Origin of the sequence: Ruminococcus sp. AF31-8BH (assembly GCF_003460605.1) — a bacterium.
Taxonomy (GTDB): Bacteria; Bacillota; Clostridia; order Lachnospirales; family Lachnospiraceae; genus Blautia_A; species Blautia_A acetigignens.
Map to the genome: position 1 here is coordinate 95,888 of NZ_QTVN01000002.1, position 16,689 is coordinate 112,576.

The following is a 16,689-nucleotide window of genomic DNA, read 5'->3' on the forward strand; positions in this document are numbered from 1 at the left end:
CTGTTTTTGGCGGTTTTTTATGCATTAAATTCCGCTTGTACGGATTGCCTCAACCGCCTCTTTGATTTTCTCAGGCGGAAGTACCAGTGCGAAGCGCACATATCCTTCCCCGTGAGGTCCGAAGCTTGCGCCTGGGGTGACGATGACGCCGGCTTTTTCCATCAGTTCCATGCAGAATGCCATGCTGTCTGTGCGGCCGCCTGGGATGCGGGCCCATACGAACATGGTTCCCTTGCCGTTTGGTTTTTCCCAGCCGATGGAGGCAAGTCCGTCACAAAGGGCATCGCGGCGTGCCTGGTACTGGATGCACTGTTCCTTCACGCTGTCAAGAGGTCCTTCCAGTGCGGCAATGGCAGCTTTCTGGATGGGCAGGAACATACCGAAATCAATCTGGCTGCGCAGCTTCTTAAGGGCAGCGATCACTTCCGGCTGTCCGATGAGAAAGCTGATTCTGGCACCGGTTACGTTGAAAGATTTGGAAAGGCTGAAAAATTCAACACCCACTTCCTTGGCTCCAGGAGTGGCAAGGAAGCTTCCGCCTTTTACGCCGTCGAAAATAATGTCGCTGTATGCGTTGTCATGGATGATCAGAATGTCATATTTTTTTGCAAATGCAATAACTTCTTCATAAAGTCCGGGAGTAGCAATGCTTCCTACCGGATTCGCCGGAAGGGAAACTACCATGTAGCGTGCTTTTTTTGCTACGTCCTCCGGGATATCTTTTACATAAGGCAGGAAATCATGCTCTGCAACCAGCGGATAGTAGTAAGGCACTGCGCCGCCCAGCTTGCTTCCCGCTGCAAAAACCGGATAGCAGGGATCCGGAAGAAGCACCACATCTCCCTCATCACACAGGGTCATGCCCAGATGTCCCATACCTTCCTGGCTTCCGTAAACAGACATTACCATATCCGGTGTAATGTCCACCTGGAAACGCTTCTTGTAATAAGCACAGACCGCGTCCAGAAGTTCTGGCAGGTCACGGAGGCTGTAACGCCAGTTCTGGTCGTCCGCAGCTGCGTCCATAAGTGCTTTCTTAATGTGGTCCGGTGTGTGAAAATCCGGGGTTCCCACGCTCATGTTGTATATTTTCTTTCCCTGTTTCTCAAGCTCAAGCCGCCTCTCATTCAGCGCAGCGAAAATTTCATCTCCAAATAAATCCATTCGCTTGGAAAATTTCATCTTTTTGTATGCCTTCTTTCTGTCAAAATAACCTTCCCTTCCAATTACAGGAAAAGGTTCTTTTGCATTTTAGCACGGCAAAGTATAGGTGGCAAGAGAAATTTGCCAGGAAACTGTATTTTCTGGGAAAGACATATGTATTTGTGAAAAATATAGTACTTTAAGGTCTGTGATGGAATAGATGATGCTTATCTGGTTATATTTGAGATATACCATACTTTTTTATACTTTTACACGGAAATGTGTTGACGAAGACGGTGGTTAATGGAATAATATGTGATAGAGCAATTTAGAGCGTGTTAAAAAGCTCTGGGGGAATTATTTTTTGCCCCTAACATCATTATGCTTGGAGGTGCTGAAATGTTTAAAGTAAATCCATACAGACCTGGTGCAGGATTGATGCCTGTTTATCTGGCTGGCCGTGACGAAGATATAAAAAATATTGAGAATTTATTTGATGGGCTGATGCTGAATATTCCCACACAATCCGTGATTTTCAGCGGACTTCGCGGTGTGGGGAAAACTGTTCTGATCAACAGGCTTCAGACCGTTGCGGAAGAAAAAGGGATTTTCTGCAGACATATAGAGGTAGAAGAGCGGAATGACTTTATTTCTCAGATTGCAAGCTGTTCCCAGGCCTTTTTAAGGAAAATAAGTACAGTTGAGAAATTTAAACATTTGATCCAGAAACCGTTGGATGCTATTAAAGCTCTGGTGGTGTCTTTCGACCCTGGTGAAAATACCTTTTCCCTTTCTGTGCAGGAAAGAGAACTGTATACAACCGTTAATCTGACCCAGAGCCTGACGGACGTTTTTTGTACCATCGGGGAAGCCGCCGGCAAAGCGGAAACACCCATCTGTTTTTTCATAGATGAAATTCAGTATATGAAATCCAATGAGCTTGGCGCACTGATTGCGGCGCTTCACCGGGCCAATCAGCTGGGCTATCCGGTAATGATCGTGGGAGCAGGACTTCCGAAGATCTATTCCATGCTTTCCGAGGAGAAATCCTATTCGGAGAGATTATTTGTTTACAAAGAAATTGGCTCATTGGAAGAAACACAGGCGAGAGAGGCAATTGAGAAGCCGGCGGAGAAGATGCATGTTCGTTATACAGATGACGCAGTAACAAAGATTATCAGGCTTACCAAAGGGTATCCGTTTTTTATCCAGCAGCTATGCCAGATCGTTTACCAAAATACCAGCACAGACGTAATTGACGGAAAATGCGTGGAAAAAAATGTAGAGGAGTTTTTGAAAACGCTGGATAATGGTTTTTTTAAAGTCAGGTATGAGCGGTGCTCTGAGGCTGATAAGAAATTTATTTTTGCAATGACAGCCTGTGGGGAACTTCCCTGTACGATTTCCAGTGTGGCAAAAATAATGAACAAGACGGTAAACTCTATTTCTACCTCAAGGGCCCAGTTGATCAGCAAAGGAATTATTTATTCCGTGCGGTATAAGGAACTGGATTTCACAGTTCCGGAATTTGATGCATACGTGCGAAGACTGGAAGAATACCGGGAATGGAAAAAGGAGAACAAAATCCGCTGATATTGAGGAATCAGCCATTGTCTAAAAAGATAGAAACGTGTATAATTGGTTTTATGAAAATTTCGTTCCCAGTGGCTTTTGTGCCCTACAAATTTCAGAAATTAATACATGCGAGGACTTAAATGAAAGATTACATGGCTCCCATGGAGGGAGTGACCAATTTTGTATACCGACGTGCCTACCACAGGTTTTATCATCCTATGGACAAATACTTCACCCCGTTTATTTCCGCCAAACCCAAGAAGAACTTAAGCTTCCAGGAAATCTGCGAGGTGTCGCCGGAACGGAACGAGGGGATGTACGTGGTTCCCCAGATCCTGACCTGCAATGCAGAGGACTTCATCCGCACAGCCCAGCTTTTGAAGGAGGACTACGGACACCAGGAAGTGAACTTAAACCTTGGCTGTCCCTCCGGCACTGTAACCGCCAAAGGCAAAGGTGCCGGATTTCTGGCAGAGCCCCAGAAATTAGACGCCTTTCTGGACGAGATCTTTAGCAAACTGGACATGAAGATTTCCATCAAGACCAGGATCGGCACCCATTACGAGGAGGATTGGGATTACCTTCTTGCCATCTACGAGAAATATCCCATCCACGAGCTGATCATCCACCCCAGAATCCAGACAGATATGTACCGGGGCGTCCCCCGTCTTGGTGCTTACGAAAAGGCAGTCAGCCGGCTGAAAATGCCCCTGTGCTACAATGGCAACCTGTTTTCCACAGCAGATTATAAGCGCATTACCCAGCGCTTCCCGGACACAGACTGTTTTATGTACGGCAGAGGCCTGATCACAAATCCAGGTCTGGTAAGCGAGATCCGGGATGGCGTACAGCCGGGCAAAGCAGTGCTCTGCCAGTTCCACGACTGTCTGCTGGAAGAATACAAAGAGCTTTTATCTGGCGAGCGAAACGTGCTTTTCCGCATGAAAGAGCTCTGGAGCTACATGGCAGTCAGTTTCACAAACTACGAGAAATACGCAAAGAAAATCAAGAAATCCCAGCATCTGTCCGACTACCAGGCTGCCGTATCCAGTTTGTTTGCAGAGCAGGAGCTGGCTGATTAAATACAAAGAGGAACAACATGTTAGACACAAATCGTTTTGAAGAATTTATATCCCAGTATCCCATTTACGAATACCGCGTGCTGGATGCTGCTGAAATCCAAGTGCGGGAGCGGGTGCGTACCATCTGCAAACAGGAGTGCGAGCGCTACGGCACCACCTGGGCCTGTCCCCCTGCGGTAGGCACCCTTGAGGAATGCGCCGCCCGGATCCACAGCTACAAAAGCGGCATCTTTTTTTCCAGCGTGGCAGAGGTTTCCGACCTTATGAACATGGAAGAAATGCTGTCCACCCGGGACGCACACGAGGAACTGACCTGTGAGGTGGCGAAATTCCTTCAGGGTGAGGGCTTTGAGACTTTCACCCTTTCCACAGAATCCTGCGACCTGTGCGAACACTGCGCTTACTTAGACGGCAAGCCCTGCCGTTTCCCGGAAAGAATGCACCCCTGCCTGGAAAGCCACGGCGTAGTCGCCAACGAGCTGGTAGAGAAACATTCCATGGAATACAATCTTGGCGGAAACACCATACTCTGGTTTTCCCTGGTACTTTTCCGGTAAAAAAGATTATGATTGTCAAAAACAATAGTAGCGTCTGAAAAAAATTCAGGTCAAACGCCAGGTGTTTGTTTCTGTGTGGATACCTGACGGGGCTGCTTCGGCATAAAAAAAATCCTCCCGCATAAGCTAGTTATAAAGGCCGGGAGGATTTTTTTATGTCTGGAAAAAGAGTGCGCAAAAATCCTGAGAAAGAGAAGGATTCATCCCGAATTCCCTACACTTTCCGGGAAAACATCCTGACCGCCATGCAGGTTCCCGGCGATCTTGCCTGCAAGGACCCCATCATCACCCTCACAGGTCCATCCAGGGCTGTGATCGAAAACTATAAAAGCATCCTTTTTTATTCCGGCGAAAAGCTGATCATCCTGACCTGCAAAGGGAAAGTGATCCTCCAGGGGGAAAATCTGGAGATCGCCAGCTACAGCCCCATGGAAATGGAAATAAAAGGATTCATTTCCTGTGTTTTGCTGGAGCGTGGATGAGAAAGAATGGAACGTCCAAAATAAGAAAGGAGCCTGGAAGCATGGAAAGTCCCGAAAAATTCGTCCGCGGCTCTGTGAAAATTTCCGTATCCGGGGAGCAGATAGAGCGTTTCCTAAACCTGTGCCGCGCCAGAGGCCTCCTTCTGGAAAATGTCCGTCTCCCAGAAGAGAAGAAACTCACCGCCCGCATTTCCATAGCAGATTTCAAAAAGCTGGCGCCCATACATAGCAAAACCCATGTCCGCATCCACATTCTGGAAAAAAGAGGGCTGCCCTTTTTCCTGTATAAAAGCTGGCGAAGAAAGTGTTTTCTCGTGGGCATCCTGCTGTGCGCCCTTCTGCTTTTCTGGCTTTCCGGCCGCATTTGGAACATTCACATTGACGGAAACGTGAAAAATTCCACACCCCAGCTACTGGAATTTCTGGACCAGCAGGGCGTGATCCATGGAATCAGCAAAAAGAACGTAAACTGCTCCGAAATCGCAGCCCTCCTTCGGAAAAATTACCCGGATATTACCTTTGTTTCTGCCAGGGTGCAGGGAACCCGGCTGCTTCTTACCATTCAGGAGGAGGTATTGGAAGAAACCCTTCAGGAAGAGGCGGTGCCCTGTGATCTGATCGCAGATTTTGACGGCGAAATCGTAAGCATGACCACAAGAAGCGGCGTCCCCAAAATGAAAACCGGTGACACCTGTCAGAAAGGCGACCTTCTCATATCCGGAATTGTAGAGATTTTAAACGACAGCCAGGAGGTGGTGCGCACCGAGTACGTTTCCGCAGACGCAGACATCTATGTCCGCCATCAGATCCCATACTACCAGGAATTTTCCCTTTCCTATCAGAAAAAAATCGCAGACGGCAAGCCGAAAAACAGCTGGTATTTTCACATAGGAAACTGGATCCTGGGCGCGGGCAGCGCGTCCCGGGAGCAGCATATCACTTCCGTGGAAGAAATCCCCTGGCAGGTCACCGAAAATTTTGCCCTCCCTATTTCCCTGGGAAAAATCACCCGCACGCCCTACCAGATTGAAAAGGCTGTATACACCAAAGAACAGGCCGAAGAAAAAGCCGCCCGGCAGCTAAAACTCTACGAAAAAAATCTGCTGGATCAGTACATCACCATTGTGGACACCAGTCTTTCCATCACCGTAGACAAAACCTGCTGCATCACCAAAGGAACCTTGACCGTGGATGAAAAATGCGGGGAGAGGAGAAGTGTGCAAAAGGGAGAGGAAACTTCGTGAAATTTCAGCGCTTTTTGGAAATATTCTGAAAATAATTTGGTAAAATAATGTAGACGGAAATTATGATATTTGTTATAATATGGGATAAATAAGTAGCGATATAGAAAGAACGCCTTTGCAGGATGAAACGCGGAGACGAGGTGAAGCATGGCAGGAGTACTAAAGATCAATCCGGGAACGAAGCTTCGAATGGCATTTGATGTTCCCATCGGTCAGGAACCGAAATTCAATATGATATGTACTTTTAATAAATCATTAGACGAATCTGCTTTTCTGGTATCCATCCCTATGGTTGGGGGAAAAGCACTGGAGCCTGACGAGAATCAGAAGCTGTTGTTTGAGTACGGCGACGGAGAGGAAGCGGGCATTATTGCCGGATATGTAGACGATACCGTGAAGGTTGGAATCCGCCGTTTCTGGAAGGTACGTCGTGTAACAGAACACAGACAGTTTATCAAGCGTGTGGATGTACGTATGAAGGTGGCTCTGCCGGTGAAATACATGCAGGATACCTGGGCACTGAATTCAGACGGAGAGATCGATCAGGAGCTGGGCGAGACTATGGATATTTCCAACGGCGGTCTTGCAATTTATATGAACCGCTGGTTTGATGTAGGAGAGACCTGCATTTTCACCCTTCCCAGAATCGGAACTGCCGCCGCAGGAGTTCCGGAGCACGAGGTGGCTGGCGTGATCTGCTGGATGAGAGAGGTACCCAAGGGCGGAAGCTTCCGCTATGTAGCCGGTATCCAGCTGCGTTTTGCAGACCCTGAGGAGAAGGCCGCTATGCAGAACTATGTAGCCTATGTGAAGAAGAGATACAGACTGTAAGAGTATGAAGAGAAGGAAGAACAGGCAGGAGGAAATCCCTGCCGATATTTCAGAAAACCAGGAAGAGAAAAAGCCCAGGAAGCGCTTTGGCAGAAAGAGAAAGACAGATCAGATTATCCGAATCGAAGAACTGGAAGAGCTGATGAGCAAATACGGCGAGGGAGCAGACCCTGAGGACGTTGTCAGCATGTACATTCCCCACCGTAAGCGCCGTAAGATCGGAGCAGCACTTCTGCAATTAGATAGAATGCAGCTTTTGCTGGTGGGACTGCTTCTTCTGGTAGCAATTTTGTTTATCACCGCATTTATGCAGGAGAAAATGGGTAACTTCACCATCAACCTGAACCGTCTGGAGCTGTACCGAAAGGGAATCAGTATTTCCGAGACCGGAGATTTCAAGGACGCAACGGCAAGGCTTACCGCAAGTGCGGTGCAGGATGCCACCAATATTTCCATCGAGGATCTTCCAGACAATCTGGATGAAGAAGAGGGAGACCATAACGGCAAGAACTACATGGCGTACACCTATTACGTGCGAAACGCAGGCAAGGAGGATCTTGGCTACAAGGCAAGGATCACTTTGGACTCCTGTGCCAAGGGCGCGGAGGATGCGGTTCGAGTGGCAGTCTGGCGGAACGGAACCCGCGTGGTATATGCGGAGCCGGCAGCAGACGGCGGCGATGAGAGCGGCTGTACCAGTTTTGAGTCCGATGAAGTGGTTTGCACCTATGACGAACCGAATTTCCTTGTTGGGAACGTAGACCGCTACACCATTGTAATCTGGATGGAGGGAGACGATCCTGAATGTGTGGATTCCATCATCGGAGGAAGCGTCCAGTTCAGCATGCATATTGATGCTGACTATGACGATGAGACAAGCCTTGTATGGAAGTTCATCACAGATATCAAGGATACCCTGACAGGCGACAAGCCCATCAATGCGTCTGGTAATGAAGCGCCCAATGACAGCTACTATTCAGACAGAGAGATCACCTGGGACACCAGGCGCAACAAATAATGATATGAGCAGTGCCACAACCACTGTTTATATAAATAAACCCTTTTTATGAAGGGGCATATCTTTTGGCAGAAAAAGAGGAAAACGATTTTTTAAACATGCACTACAGACACGCTCTAAAGTGTGGTTTATTACATATCCTGCTATGAGCTGATATCCTCACCGGAAACGGTTTGAGGAGAATCTCTTTTAACCGGGCCCGGTGAGAGCATGAACTGATGGCAGGGGAGTGAAAATTACTTATCACTTTCAGTCGTTTTGCTTTTGGGAAGCCAGAAGAAAGTAAATGGGAGGAATAATATGACAGAGACAAAAAGTGTGAAAACACTAAAGAAACAACTGGGCGCAGCGATTGCCATGGTATGCGTTGCCGCTGTAGCGCTGGGATCAAGTACATATGCTTGGTTTGTAACGAATAATAATGTTAAAGCTGATAACATGACTGTTATGGCAAATTCAGATGTAGAGTTCTTGGAAATTGCTAATGTAGGAACTAATTTTGATGGAAAAACCATCGCTGTAAATGCAGACAATTCAGGTGCAAATTTAAAATTAAATCCTGTAACACCATTAAAAGTTACTGCAATGACGAAAGATGGTACTGAAGGAACAGACTTGGATTTTAAAACATCAGGTACTTTAGGAACAGAAGGTTATGCAGAAGGACTTTCTTGGAAATGGACTACTGCTCAGGTAGGTACAGCATCTGCAAAAGGTAATGAAGCAGCATGGCAGTATGCCAAAACAGCTGCTGATGCAGAAGAAAAATATTTCTTATTAAATAATTTTAAATTCCGTACAACAGTTAGTGGTGTCGAAACAGATAAACTTTATGCATCTACTGTAGATCTCACAAACAATGTTACTAAAAATGCAATGGACGAAGCTGTTCGCGTATTGATTATTGGAGCAAATGGTAGCCAGATTTATAATGTTGGCACACAGCAGTGGAGCTATTTTGATAAAGACGGTAAATCCGTTGCAAAAGATAATTTTGAAGGTTTAATTACAAAGGTTGTTTATGGTGCAGATAATAGTGAAAATCAATCTGTAAAAGTATTCCTCTACTATGAAGGTGCCGATGCTGCTTTATATACAACCAACCTGAACACAATGCAAGGTGTAACAGCAAATATTACATTCTCTGTTGATCCGACAGCATTTGGTGCATAAAAATATCAAGCTAAATAATAAATAGCTTTGTGCGTAAAAACTCCCCAGATGGTTGTGGCGTCTGGGGTTTTTTCTACCCTTTTTTCTTTGCTATGTCTACTATCCCCAATTTCCTTCCCACATTTTTCAGTACATCTGATGAATTGCTATTTTCCCGACTTCTGGTATAGTCATGTAACTGAAAAGAGAACTTCAGAAGGGAGAAATGCAATATGCGAAAAAAGCAGGACATCATGTGGGAACAAAGTACACTATGGGAATCGATGGAGAAATGGGTGACTAAGTATTTGAAAAAGAGTCATTCAGAATATCGTGAACTCCAGGTGAAAGCAATGAGAATTGTGGAAGAAAATCCAGCACTGCGGATATTGATGAATAGTATGGAAGGTATAGTGTTAACACCGGAAGATCACAAAGCCTTACATAAATAAATCAAGGGTAAACCAAGGGGACAGGAAAAGTGGTTTTTTTATTGTCCCCTTGGCATTCTGGATTTCCAAGAACTTAACATCTGCTGTTGCAGTTACATTCATTTTTTCAGCTTTTGCACTATTGTTGCTTGTAAACCACGCATACGTACTTGATCCCAGCGCGATAGCAACCACGCATACCATGGCAATGTTTCTTACTGAATGATGATACTTTTTCGCACATATCCTATAAAAACAACCATTTAACGATTTTGTTGTCGCTTACTTTCATAAGGCTTTCGGAGCGTATAGCCGTATGCTAGAGCGTGTTTGAAAAATCATTCCCACAATCTGCACGCCCCACTTTGCGGTGTATTTTGCCCGAATTCAGTTGCCGTAGCCCGCTACGGCGCCCTCATCAGGACAAAATCCCCCATAAATTGTGACGCACATCTTGCAGAAAGCTTTTTTCAAACACGCTATAGCTTGCATTGTCAAGGGTTAGTGGTAATTTATCTGTTTTTTCAATAAAAAAGACACATACTCTTATATGAGCTGCGCCTTGTATGTTCGTGTATTTTTATTGTTACTTGTTCAGACAGTCAAATAACACCGTAGTTGTATTGGTTGCGATATGTACCCGTTCTTTTTTCAAAATACTTCGTGGGCGCTGGTTTTCACGGTAGTCTCGCTTCGTCTGCATAAAAACAGAGCTACATACGAAACCGCACACGGGAAGCCAAGGGGACAATAAAAAAACCACATTCCCTGTCCCCTTGGTTTCCTAGACTTAATTTTGGCTATTTTGCGCATTGATTTTTTTATCTGTTATACATATAATAATTTTAACAGGACTCCCCACACCTCTCAACGATGTGTCCCAGGGGAGACATTTTTTTATACGGAGATATTTTATGAATGAAGTAAAACCACACTTATCCTACGAGGGACAAATAAATAAGCTGCGTGAAAAGGGATGCATCATAGACGATGATTCCTTTTGTAGAAATGTTTTAGTCAACATCGGTTATTACAGGTTGTCTGCTTATTTTTTACCATTCAAAAGTTTTGATGGAACCTATATGGACAATCTTTCATTTAAAAGAGTATATCGAGTTTATGAATTTGACCGAAAGCTCCGCAATTTATTATTCTCTGCTATTGAAGTCATTGAGGTGAGCCTTCGCACAAGACTTGCACATTTTCACTCAGAAAAATATGGTGCTCTTGGATATTTGGATGCTTCTTCATTCAATTCAAAACATAATGCTGATAAATTTAAGCTGAACATTGACCGTGAAATTGAAAACAACAAGAAAGTTCTGTTTGTAAAGCACCATATAGATAATTACGATGGTCAGTTTCCGTTATGGGTAATATCTGAATTATTTACATTTGGTATGCTTTCGTATTTTTATAATGACCTGATAACCGCAGATAAGAAAGCATTTGCAGGTGCTGATTATAGAAATATGATTAGTTGGATGCGCTGTTGCACCGATCTACGGAATATATGTGCACATTATGGCAGACTTTATTTTAGAATTTTCTCTGCAATGCCTTCCGGTTTTCAAATCTCCGAAGCTGCAAAACGAAGACTCTGGGGTGCAATACTTTCTGTAAAAGCATTATACCCATCTGCTGAAAAATGGAATTCTGAATTTATGCCAAGAATAGAAGCTCTTTTTGAAGAATACAAAGAGGATATTAATCTATATCATTTAGCTTATCCAAGAGACTGGGCAATACAATTGAAGAAATAATATAAAGTAGAATTATGACGAAGAACTGAAACGTTTACCACGAGCTGACTACAATCTTTGTTGCTCCCTCTTTTCAATGATTCTCCGAGAAGATTATTTCAATAGCGCGGCTTTTGCAAAACGCAATGAAGCCGGAGAGGTACTTTCTGTTTTGAACCGAATGCTACTATATACAATAATAAATGAGCTCGTTGTATGAGGCTGCTCCAATTGCAGCCTCATTTTATGCAACTTTGCCTTTTGTGTAACCCTCAACCAAAGTTTGCCCCGGCAAAAGTTCAATTCCATAGTCTGCTGCCTTTGCCAATTTTTCTGGTGAAGCTTTCCATCCCTCATGAAGTTTTCGAATATGGTAACTCACATCAAAAGGCTCTTTATACTCCCTGTGCATCGGAATCACAACACTTTCAATACTACTTACCTGTTCTGTGATTCTTGGATTCTCAGTCTTTATCGGTATTTTCGGATCATTATTCTTTAATGTATTCCAGAAAACTTTCATTGTCTCTTTGTTTTTAATACCTAAAACAAATCCCACCAATGCAGTGATACTTATTCCTGCAATGGCAATTTCCTTTTTATGCTCTCTGATCCATTGAATAAGCGTTTTCTGTTCTTCTTGAGTTTCTTCACCCATTTTCATTTTTTTAGCTTCATCCATGCTCCTATCCTCCTTGTGTTTTCTATCTAAACCATAACACATTTCAGAATCTCTGGCATTCGCACTTCGCGTACCTACACTCAAATCTCAAATACTGTAGTCAGAAACTGAATCGCATACGGATTTCCCAATTCTGCGTATGCCACCAGCATTTGGTTACCAATTGCTATATTGAATTCTGTGGATAACTCGGTATCAATCATATCAAACAGAAATGTAAGAGCCAAATAATAATCACCTAGCTCTGCCCATTTTGTATCCGATTTTAATGACTTTATTGCCTCAGTAATCATCTCTTTAAAATCCTGAAGAAAGGCTTGTTTCTTCTCACTCACTTCAGTAGATCTCTGGGTCTCCTGATATTCCTGAATGCACCCTTTCATATCAATCCGATTAGACTGCAGTTTATTCTGCAAAGCTAACATTTTCTGTATATCATTAATCTGTGACCACCAAAGAAATATAGCCCACATCAGATTGGCTACAGCTTCCGGTGCTTCTGTTTCATCTATTGCATGCAAAAAGCAATCCAAAATATCAACTACAATATGCCCATTCAAAATTTCACCTTTCGTAAACGCTTCCAGTACCTTCTCACAAAGATGATATGCACTCCTGAACCTGTTATTTCTCATGGTTTCCTCCGATGAGAATAATGGAAATATTTTTCTGTAAATCTCTATGATATCTGCAACAGATTTATCATTGATGTCACTTGCTTGTATCTCTGTTAAATCCGTATGTAAAAGTTCATCAACAGTCTTCCCAAAGTGCTTTGCTATAACAACCAGTTTCTCAAAATCAGGTTTTCTTCTTCCCGACTCATATCCACTGATGGTCGTTTTGCTCAAAAACACTTTACTTCCAAGATCTTCTAATGTTTCCCCATTTATTTCTCGAAGATGCCTTATATTTTTTCCCAGCTGATTCTCCACTATACGGCCCTCCTGACTACACATCTTTAGTTATTACCAGTTTACCACGTTCGCATTAAATATGCACCTGACTTACTGGTTCAAAACCGCATTCTTGTAACCATTTTCCTTGGAAGCGTATCTGTCATTTCCTGCCTGCTTTTTACTTCCGCTTCACTGTTCTCTTCTTCCTTGATGCAGTTTTGATATTCTTCACTTTCATCCAATAGCTGTTTTTCCAGTTCATCTGAACGAATACTGGTAAGCAATTCAATCAAATGCGTGGATGCCCCGGAATCCTCATTTAGCATCTCATTCTTTAGCTGTGCTAACATTCTTCCATAAAAGAATGTCATTATCTATCCAGCAAGATAATAGTATTCATATTCGAATATTGTCATCTCATCCTTTGTTTCGATGTATTTATGTAAGGCTTTGTGATCTTCCGGTGTTAACACTATACCTTCCATACTATTTATCAATATCCGCAGTGCTGGATTTTCTTCCACAATTCTCATTGCTTTTGCCTGGAGTTTACGATATTCTGAGTGACTCTTTTTCAAATACTTAGTCACCCATTTCTCCACCGATTCCCATAGTGTGCTTTGTTCCCACATGATGTCCTGCTTTTTTCGCATATTGCATTTCTCCCTTCTGAAGTTCTCTTTTCAGTTACATGACTATACCAGAAGTCGGGGAAATAGCAATTCATCAGATGTACTGAAAACGGATGGAATATACTGGGCATAGTAGATATAAGAAAAGCCATGGCAAAATTCTATTCGCCATGACCTCTCCAGATATATCTATTTAATTTCCAGTTGCAACACCAGCCAATTTCACTGTTACATCATATGTAGATGGGTCATTTTCAATTGACTTTCCGTTCACACAATCCGAATCTGTTCCTTCCATCCAGATATAAACATGAACAACAATTCCATCATATCCGACATTTTCTGCAATTGCTTCCGAATTCTCTGGCACTGTAAAATTATCGCCTTCTTTTGTTGCTGCCCAGTTTTTCGTATTAGGTGCTTTTTGATCCGTATAGTTTCCGGCATATACATAAGGATATGTCACATGTTCGAGCTGCGGCGTTCCATTTACATTTTGAATACTTGTCCAACCGTCTTTTGCTGTGCTATCGTTTCCTTTTCCAGTTTCATTATTAAGTGCATACACCACACGAACTGTTTCTGGTCCTGTCGCAGAATGCCCGTCTGCGCCAACTGCCTGCGTTGTGATAGCAACACGCATGGAACCCGTAACAGTTTCCGATCCTTCACCATTTTTTACTGTAATACTAACTGGAGGTTTATCATCCTCAACGGCAAGATAAACATCTGCAGTACCTGTTTCCGTAATCGTATAGACAATATAATCACTTCGAATAAAGGCATAGTAGTCTTTGCCATCTGCTCCTTTGTAATTACCTGGTTTTACATCTTCGCCTGTCACAAATGGTGGTATAGAATAATTAGTAACAAACCCTTGATTATCCCAACTCTGGCAGACATACCAATGGTTGAAATCATCAGTAGAAGCCGGACTTAAGGTTGCTCCTGTCGAGAAGGCTTCCAAAGATTTTTGCTCACCACCGTGCTGTGCACCTTCTTCCAATTTTGCAATCTGCAAAATAAATCCATTTGTTGTCGCACTTATTGTTGATGTCGTTCCTGTAACAGTACTATTCGATATAAACCATGCATATGTCGCTGATGACAAAGCAACTGCCGCAATCATTAGTGAAACAATCGCAGCTACTAACTCCTTTTTTAACTTTTGTACTTGATTCATCGCATATTCTCCCATATATAAGACATTTTAAAAAGTAGAAACAAATGTCATTTTCTGCTCTTTAAAATGTCCCCCACGCCACAACCGTGGGGCGCATTTTATAAGTTTATATTAGTTACGGGCACCAACACCAGTGTTAGAACCAGTTGTACTTACAGCCTCTGCTGTGAATGTAACGGTTGCACCAACATCATGAAGACCCTTCAGGTTATTTGTGAAGATATTAGCATCTGCTCCATCATAGAACATATAAACATCAATCTGAACCTGAGAGTTTGCATCAATCTTGTCTGCAAGAGCACCATTGCTAGCAATCAATTTTGTTCCGCTTAAAGTCTGAGAACCGGCAGTTGTTGTATATGTTGTCGTGGAAGCATTGCCATTTCCCCATACCTGCCAAGCACCAGTAGTATGATTTACAAACAGAATGCGGACAGCATTTACCATCTGGGTCTTTTCCTGTTCACCAGTAACTGTCTGTGTTTGCTTTTGAGCATCCTCATATGTATAGCCATTCCATGTTGCGTTTTTATCTGCTGCAACAGAAACGCTTTCAACCTTTAAGTTTGCAAAAGAACCTGCTTCTGCATCATCAGAACCGATCCAGAAAGATTCCATGTAAGCATACTCGCCGATAACAGCTGCTGCCGGATTACCAACAGTAAAACGTGTGTCACCTTTCTCAGTTGCTGCAGTTGCTGCACTGGCATATGCGGACTGGAATTTTACATCATTAGCCTTTGCTTTATTTGCAGTTACTTCATCGTCTCCATCTGCGAATTCACCAACAACCTGTGCTGGATACAAAACGCTTACAGCAGACTTACTGAATTTGCTTTCTGTTCCTGCTGTTGCAAATGATTGCTGATTATCAATTTTCAGGAACGGTGCATTAGACTGTGCACTAATTGTGCTTGTCGTAGCTGTTACCTGATTATTACTTACAAACCAAGCATACGTACTTGATCCCAGCGCTACAGCGGCAACGCATACCATGGCAACCTTTGTTTCGCCATTATTTTCTCGTCAGATTTTTCTTATTTTGTTATGCTATATGTGCAAGAGATTTCACAGAAGAAGGAAGGAGCGTATTATGACAGAGAAAACAAAAAAAGAGAAAAAAGTGATAGTGATTCCGGCGCGGGAGGATCGTAATTCAGAAAATGGGCAGGAGAAGAATAAGCGCCGTGTGGCGGCGTATGCCAGAGTAAGTACCAATAAAGAAAGCCAGCAGACAAGCTATGAAGCACAGGTCCGGTATTATACAGATTATATAAAAAAACAGGCAGACTGGAGCTTTGCCGGGATGTATGCGGAAGAAGGCGTAACGGGCACCTCTACACGGAAACGGGTGGAATTTCAAAGGATGATCGATGATGCTGTTGCAGGCAATATTGATCTGATTATAACGAAATCAGTCAGCCGTTTTGCGAGAAACACAGTAGATAGTCTGACTGCGATTCGTCAGCTGAAAGAGCATGGAGTCGAGTGCTATTTTGAAAAGGAAAACATCTGGACCTTTGACACAAAAGGAGAACTTCTGATAACAATCATGAGTTCTCTGGCCCAGGAAGAAAGCCGCAGCATTTCCGAAAATACACGCTGGGGAATGCGCAAGGCTTTTCAAAACGGAAAAGTGTTTGTGCCATTTCGACATTTCCTTGGATACGATCGTGGTGCGAACGGAGAGCTGCAGGTGAACCTGGAACAGGCAGAGACTGTGCAGATGATTTACCAGATGTTTTTGGATGGATATTCTTTTTATAGAATTGCTGCTGAACTGACAAAAAGAGGAATTTCCACACCCTATGGGTTGCAAATCTGGAATGGGCGAACAGTAAAAAATATTTTGCAAAATGAAAAATACAGGGGTGATGCATTGCTTCAGAAACGGTATTCCAGAGACTTTCTTGACCGTGAAATGCGTAAAAACGAGGGCGCAGTTCCTCAATATTATATTGTTGGAAATCATGAAGCAATCATTGATACAGAGATGTTTCAGAGAGTGCAGGAAGAACTGAAAAGAAGAGAATCCA

The 16,689-nt window shown here is 43.4% G+C and carries 18 protein-coding genes and 3 pseudogenes; 12 read left to right on the plus strand and 9 right to left on the minus strand.

Annotation, left to right across the window (positions count from 1 at the left end; translation table 11 throughout):
• Positions 1-24 precede the first annotated feature (24 nt).
• Complete coding sequence (locus DWZ38_RS02810; protein WP_117849783.1) at positions 25-1,182, minus strand: aminotransferase class I/II-fold pyridoxal phosphate-dependent enzyme; 1,158 nt, start codon at positions 1,180-1,182, stop codon at positions 25-27.
• 360 nt (positions 1,183-1,542) lie between these two features.
• Between DWZ38_RS02810 and DWZ38_RS02815 the strand changes: the two genes are divergently transcribed.
• The 9 genes from DWZ38_RS02815 to DWZ38_RS02855 all read left to right on the plus strand — a co-directional run bounded on the left by DWZ38_RS02815 (position 1,543) and on the right by DWZ38_RS02855 (position 9,536).
• Positions 1,543-2,736 carry an ATP-binding protein gene (locus DWZ38_RS02815; RefSeq protein WP_117849785.1) on the plus strand — a complete coding sequence of 398 codons (1,194 nt, stop codon included), beginning with the start codon at positions 1,543-1,545 and terminating at the stop codon, positions 2,734-2,736.
• 122 nt (positions 2,737-2,858) lie between these two features.
• Entirely contained in the window at positions 2,859-3,800 is a 942-nt protein-coding gene (locus tag DWZ38_RS02820; protein ID WP_117849788.1) for a tRNA-dihydrouridine synthase family protein, read from the plus strand.
• A gap of 17 nt (positions 3,801-3,817) precedes the next feature.
• The gene (locus DWZ38_RS02825; protein ID WP_021924388.1) at positions 3,818-4,357 is read left to right on the plus strand and encodes a DUF2284 domain-containing protein; all 540 of its coding nucleotides are present in this window, start codon (positions 3,818-3,820) and stop codon (positions 4,355-4,357) included.
• Between the two features lie 155 nt (positions 4,358-4,512).
• On the plus strand, positions 4,513-4,839 hold the full coding sequence (locus tag DWZ38_RS02830; RefSeq protein ID WP_117849790.1) for a YabP/YqfC family sporulation protein: 327 nt from the start codon (positions 4,513-4,515) through the stop codon (positions 4,837-4,839).
• Between the two features lie 41 nt (positions 4,840-4,880).
• Entirely contained in the window at positions 4,881-6,083 is a 1,203-nt protein-coding gene (locus DWZ38_RS02835) for a sporulation protein YqfD (protein WP_178105253.1), read from the plus strand.
• A 147-nt stretch (positions 6,084-6,230) separates the two neighbouring features.
• Entirely contained in the window at positions 6,231-6,914 is a 684-nt protein-coding gene (locus DWZ38_RS02840; protein ID WP_117849795.1) for a PilZ domain-containing protein, read from the plus strand.
• A gap of 4 nt (positions 6,915-6,918) precedes the next feature.
• Positions 6,919-7,932: a hypothetical protein gene (locus DWZ38_RS02845; RefSeq protein WP_117849798.1), complete on the plus strand. Its 1,014-nt coding sequence runs from the start codon at positions 6,919-6,921 to the stop codon at positions 7,930-7,932.
• Between the two features lie 300 nt (positions 7,933-8,232).
• On the plus strand, positions 8,233-9,105 hold the full coding sequence (locus tag DWZ38_RS02850) for a hypothetical protein (protein ID WP_117849800.1): 873 nt from the start codon (positions 8,233-8,235) through the stop codon (positions 9,103-9,105).
• 212 nt (positions 9,106-9,317) lie between these two features.
• Positions 9,318-9,536 carry a hypothetical protein gene (locus DWZ38_RS02855; RefSeq protein WP_117849803.1) on the plus strand — a complete coding sequence of 73 codons (219 nt, stop codon included), beginning with the start codon at positions 9,318-9,320 and terminating at the stop codon, positions 9,534-9,536.
• Here DWZ38_RS02855 and DWZ38_RS22435 read toward each other — a convergent pair.
• Both DWZ38_RS22435 and DWZ38_RS23255 read right to left on the minus strand, forming a co-directional pair.
• Complete coding sequence (locus DWZ38_RS22435) at positions 9,525-9,719, minus strand: hypothetical protein (RefSeq protein ID WP_117849804.1); 195 nt, start codon at positions 9,717-9,719, stop codon at positions 9,525-9,527. The genes DWZ38_RS02855 and DWZ38_RS22435 overlap by 12 nt on opposite strands.
• An 84-nt stretch (positions 9,720-9,803) precedes the next feature.
• Positions 9,804-9,968: pseudogene (locus DWZ38_RS23255) on the minus strand (DUF6783 domain-containing protein).
• Here DWZ38_RS23255 and DWZ38_RS23260 point away from each other — a divergent pair.
• Together DWZ38_RS23260 and DWZ38_RS02870 are read left to right on the plus strand one after the other, a co-directional pair.
• A pseudogene (locus tag DWZ38_RS23260) lies at positions 9,906-10,046 on the plus strand (DUF6783 domain-containing protein); the annotation flags it as partial. The pseudogenes DWZ38_RS23255 and DWZ38_RS23260 overlap by 63 nt on opposite strands.
• A gap of 383 nt (positions 10,047-10,429) precedes the next feature.
• A complete protein-coding gene (locus tag DWZ38_RS02870) occupies positions 10,430-11,278 on the plus strand; it encodes an Abi family protein (protein ID WP_117849808.1) in 849 nt (282 codons plus the stop codon).
• Between the two features lie 223 nt (positions 11,279-11,501).
• On the opposite strand, the gene DWZ38_RS02875 is transcribed toward DWZ38_RS02870, so the two are convergent.
• The 6 genes from DWZ38_RS02875 to DWZ38_RS02900 form a co-directional block, all read right to left on the minus strand.
• Positions 11,502-11,939, minus strand: a complete 438-nt coding sequence (locus tag DWZ38_RS02875) for a hypothetical protein (protein WP_117849810.1) — start codon at positions 11,937-11,939, stop codon at positions 11,502-11,504.
• Positions 11,940-12,019: 80 nt separating this feature from the next.
• Positions 12,020-12,874: a helix-turn-helix transcriptional regulator gene (locus tag DWZ38_RS02880; RefSeq protein WP_178105254.1), complete on the minus strand. Its 855-nt coding sequence runs from the start codon at positions 12,872-12,874 to the stop codon at positions 12,020-12,022.
• 80 nt (positions 12,875-12,954) lie between these two features.
• On the minus strand, positions 12,955-13,188 hold the full coding sequence (locus DWZ38_RS02885) for a hypothetical protein (RefSeq protein ID WP_147342961.1): 234 nt from the start codon (positions 13,186-13,188) through the stop codon (positions 12,955-12,957).
• A 24-nt stretch (positions 13,189-13,212) separates the two neighbouring features.
• On the minus strand, positions 13,213-13,491 hold the full coding sequence (locus DWZ38_RS02890; RefSeq protein WP_117849818.1) for a hypothetical protein: 279 nt from the start codon (positions 13,489-13,491) through the stop codon (positions 13,213-13,215).
• A gap of 172 nt (positions 13,492-13,663) precedes the next feature.
• A complete protein-coding gene (locus DWZ38_RS02895) occupies positions 13,664-14,653 on the minus strand; it encodes a hypothetical protein (protein WP_147342962.1) in 990 nt (329 codons plus the stop codon).
• A gap of 111 nt (positions 14,654-14,764) precedes the next feature.
• A complete protein-coding gene (locus DWZ38_RS02900; protein WP_117849823.1) occupies positions 14,765-15,649 on the minus strand; it encodes a hypothetical protein in 885 nt (294 codons plus the stop codon).
• Between the two features lie 97 nt (positions 15,650-15,746).
• Here DWZ38_RS02900 and DWZ38_RS02905 point away from each other — a divergent pair.
• Positions 15,747-16,682: pseudogene (locus DWZ38_RS02905) on the plus strand (recombinase family protein); the annotation flags it as partial.
• Positions 16,683-16,689: the final 7 nt, after the last annotated feature.

Coding starts and splice junctions, on each gene's coding strand:
- DWZ38_RS02855 (WP_117849803.1), top strand. CDS start 9,318: ATGCGAAAAAAGCAGGACATCATGTGGGAACAAAGTACACTATGGGAA.
- DWZ38_RS02900 (WP_117849823.1), bottom strand. CDS start 15,649: ATGGTATGCGTTGCCGCTGTAGCGCTGGGATCAAGTACGTATGCTTGG.
- DWZ38_RS02890 (WP_117849818.1), bottom strand. CDS start 13,491: ATGCGAAAAAAGCAGGACATCATGTGGGAACAAAGCACACTATGGGAA.
- DWZ38_RS02895 (WP_147342962.1), bottom strand. CDS start 14,653: ATGAATCAAGTACAAAAGTTAAAAAAGGAGTTAGTAGCTGCGATTGTT.
- DWZ38_RS02850 (WP_117849800.1), top strand. CDS start 8,233: ATGACAGAGACAAAAAGTGTGAAAACACTAAAGAAACAACTGGGCGCA.
- DWZ38_RS02810 (WP_117849783.1), bottom strand. CDS start 1,182: ATGAAATTTTCCAAGCGAATGGATTTATTTGGAGATGAAATTTTCGCT.
- DWZ38_RS02885 (WP_147342961.1), bottom strand. CDS start 13,188: ATGTTAGCACAGCTAAAGAATGAGATGCTAAATGAGGATTCCGGGGCA.
- DWZ38_RS02815 (WP_117849785.1), top strand. CDS start 1,543: ATGTTTAAAGTAAATCCATACAGACCTGGTGCAGGATTGATGCCTGTT.
- DWZ38_RS02820 (WP_117849788.1), top strand. CDS start 2,859: ATGAAAGATTACATGGCTCCCATGGAGGGAGTGACCAATTTTGTATAC.
- DWZ38_RS22435 (WP_117849804.1), bottom strand. CDS start 9,719: ATGGTATGCGTGGTTGCTATCGCGCTGGGATCAAGTACGTATGCGTGG.
- DWZ38_RS02835 (WP_178105253.1), top strand. CDS start 4,881: ATGGAAAGTCCCGAAAAATTCGTCCGCGGCTCTGTGAAAATTTCCGTA.
- DWZ38_RS02845 (WP_117849798.1), top strand. CDS start 6,919: ATGAAGAGAAGGAAGAACAGGCAGGAGGAAATCCCTGCCGATATTTCA.
- DWZ38_RS02825 (WP_021924388.1), top strand. CDS start 3,818: ATGTTAGACACAAATCGTTTTGAAGAATTTATATCCCAGTATCCCATT.
- DWZ38_RS02875 (WP_117849810.1), bottom strand. CDS start 11,939: ATGGATGAAGCTAAAAAAATGAAAATGGGTGAAGAAACTCAAGAAGAA.
- DWZ38_RS02870 (WP_117849808.1), top strand. CDS start 10,430: ATGAATGAAGTAAAACCACACTTATCCTACGAGGGACAAATAAATAAG.
- DWZ38_RS02840 (WP_117849795.1), top strand. CDS start 6,231: ATGGCAGGAGTACTAAAGATCAATCCGGGAACGAAGCTTCGAATGGCA.
- DWZ38_RS02830 (WP_117849790.1), top strand. CDS start 4,513: ATGTCTGGAAAAAGAGTGCGCAAAAATCCTGAGAAAGAGAAGGATTCA.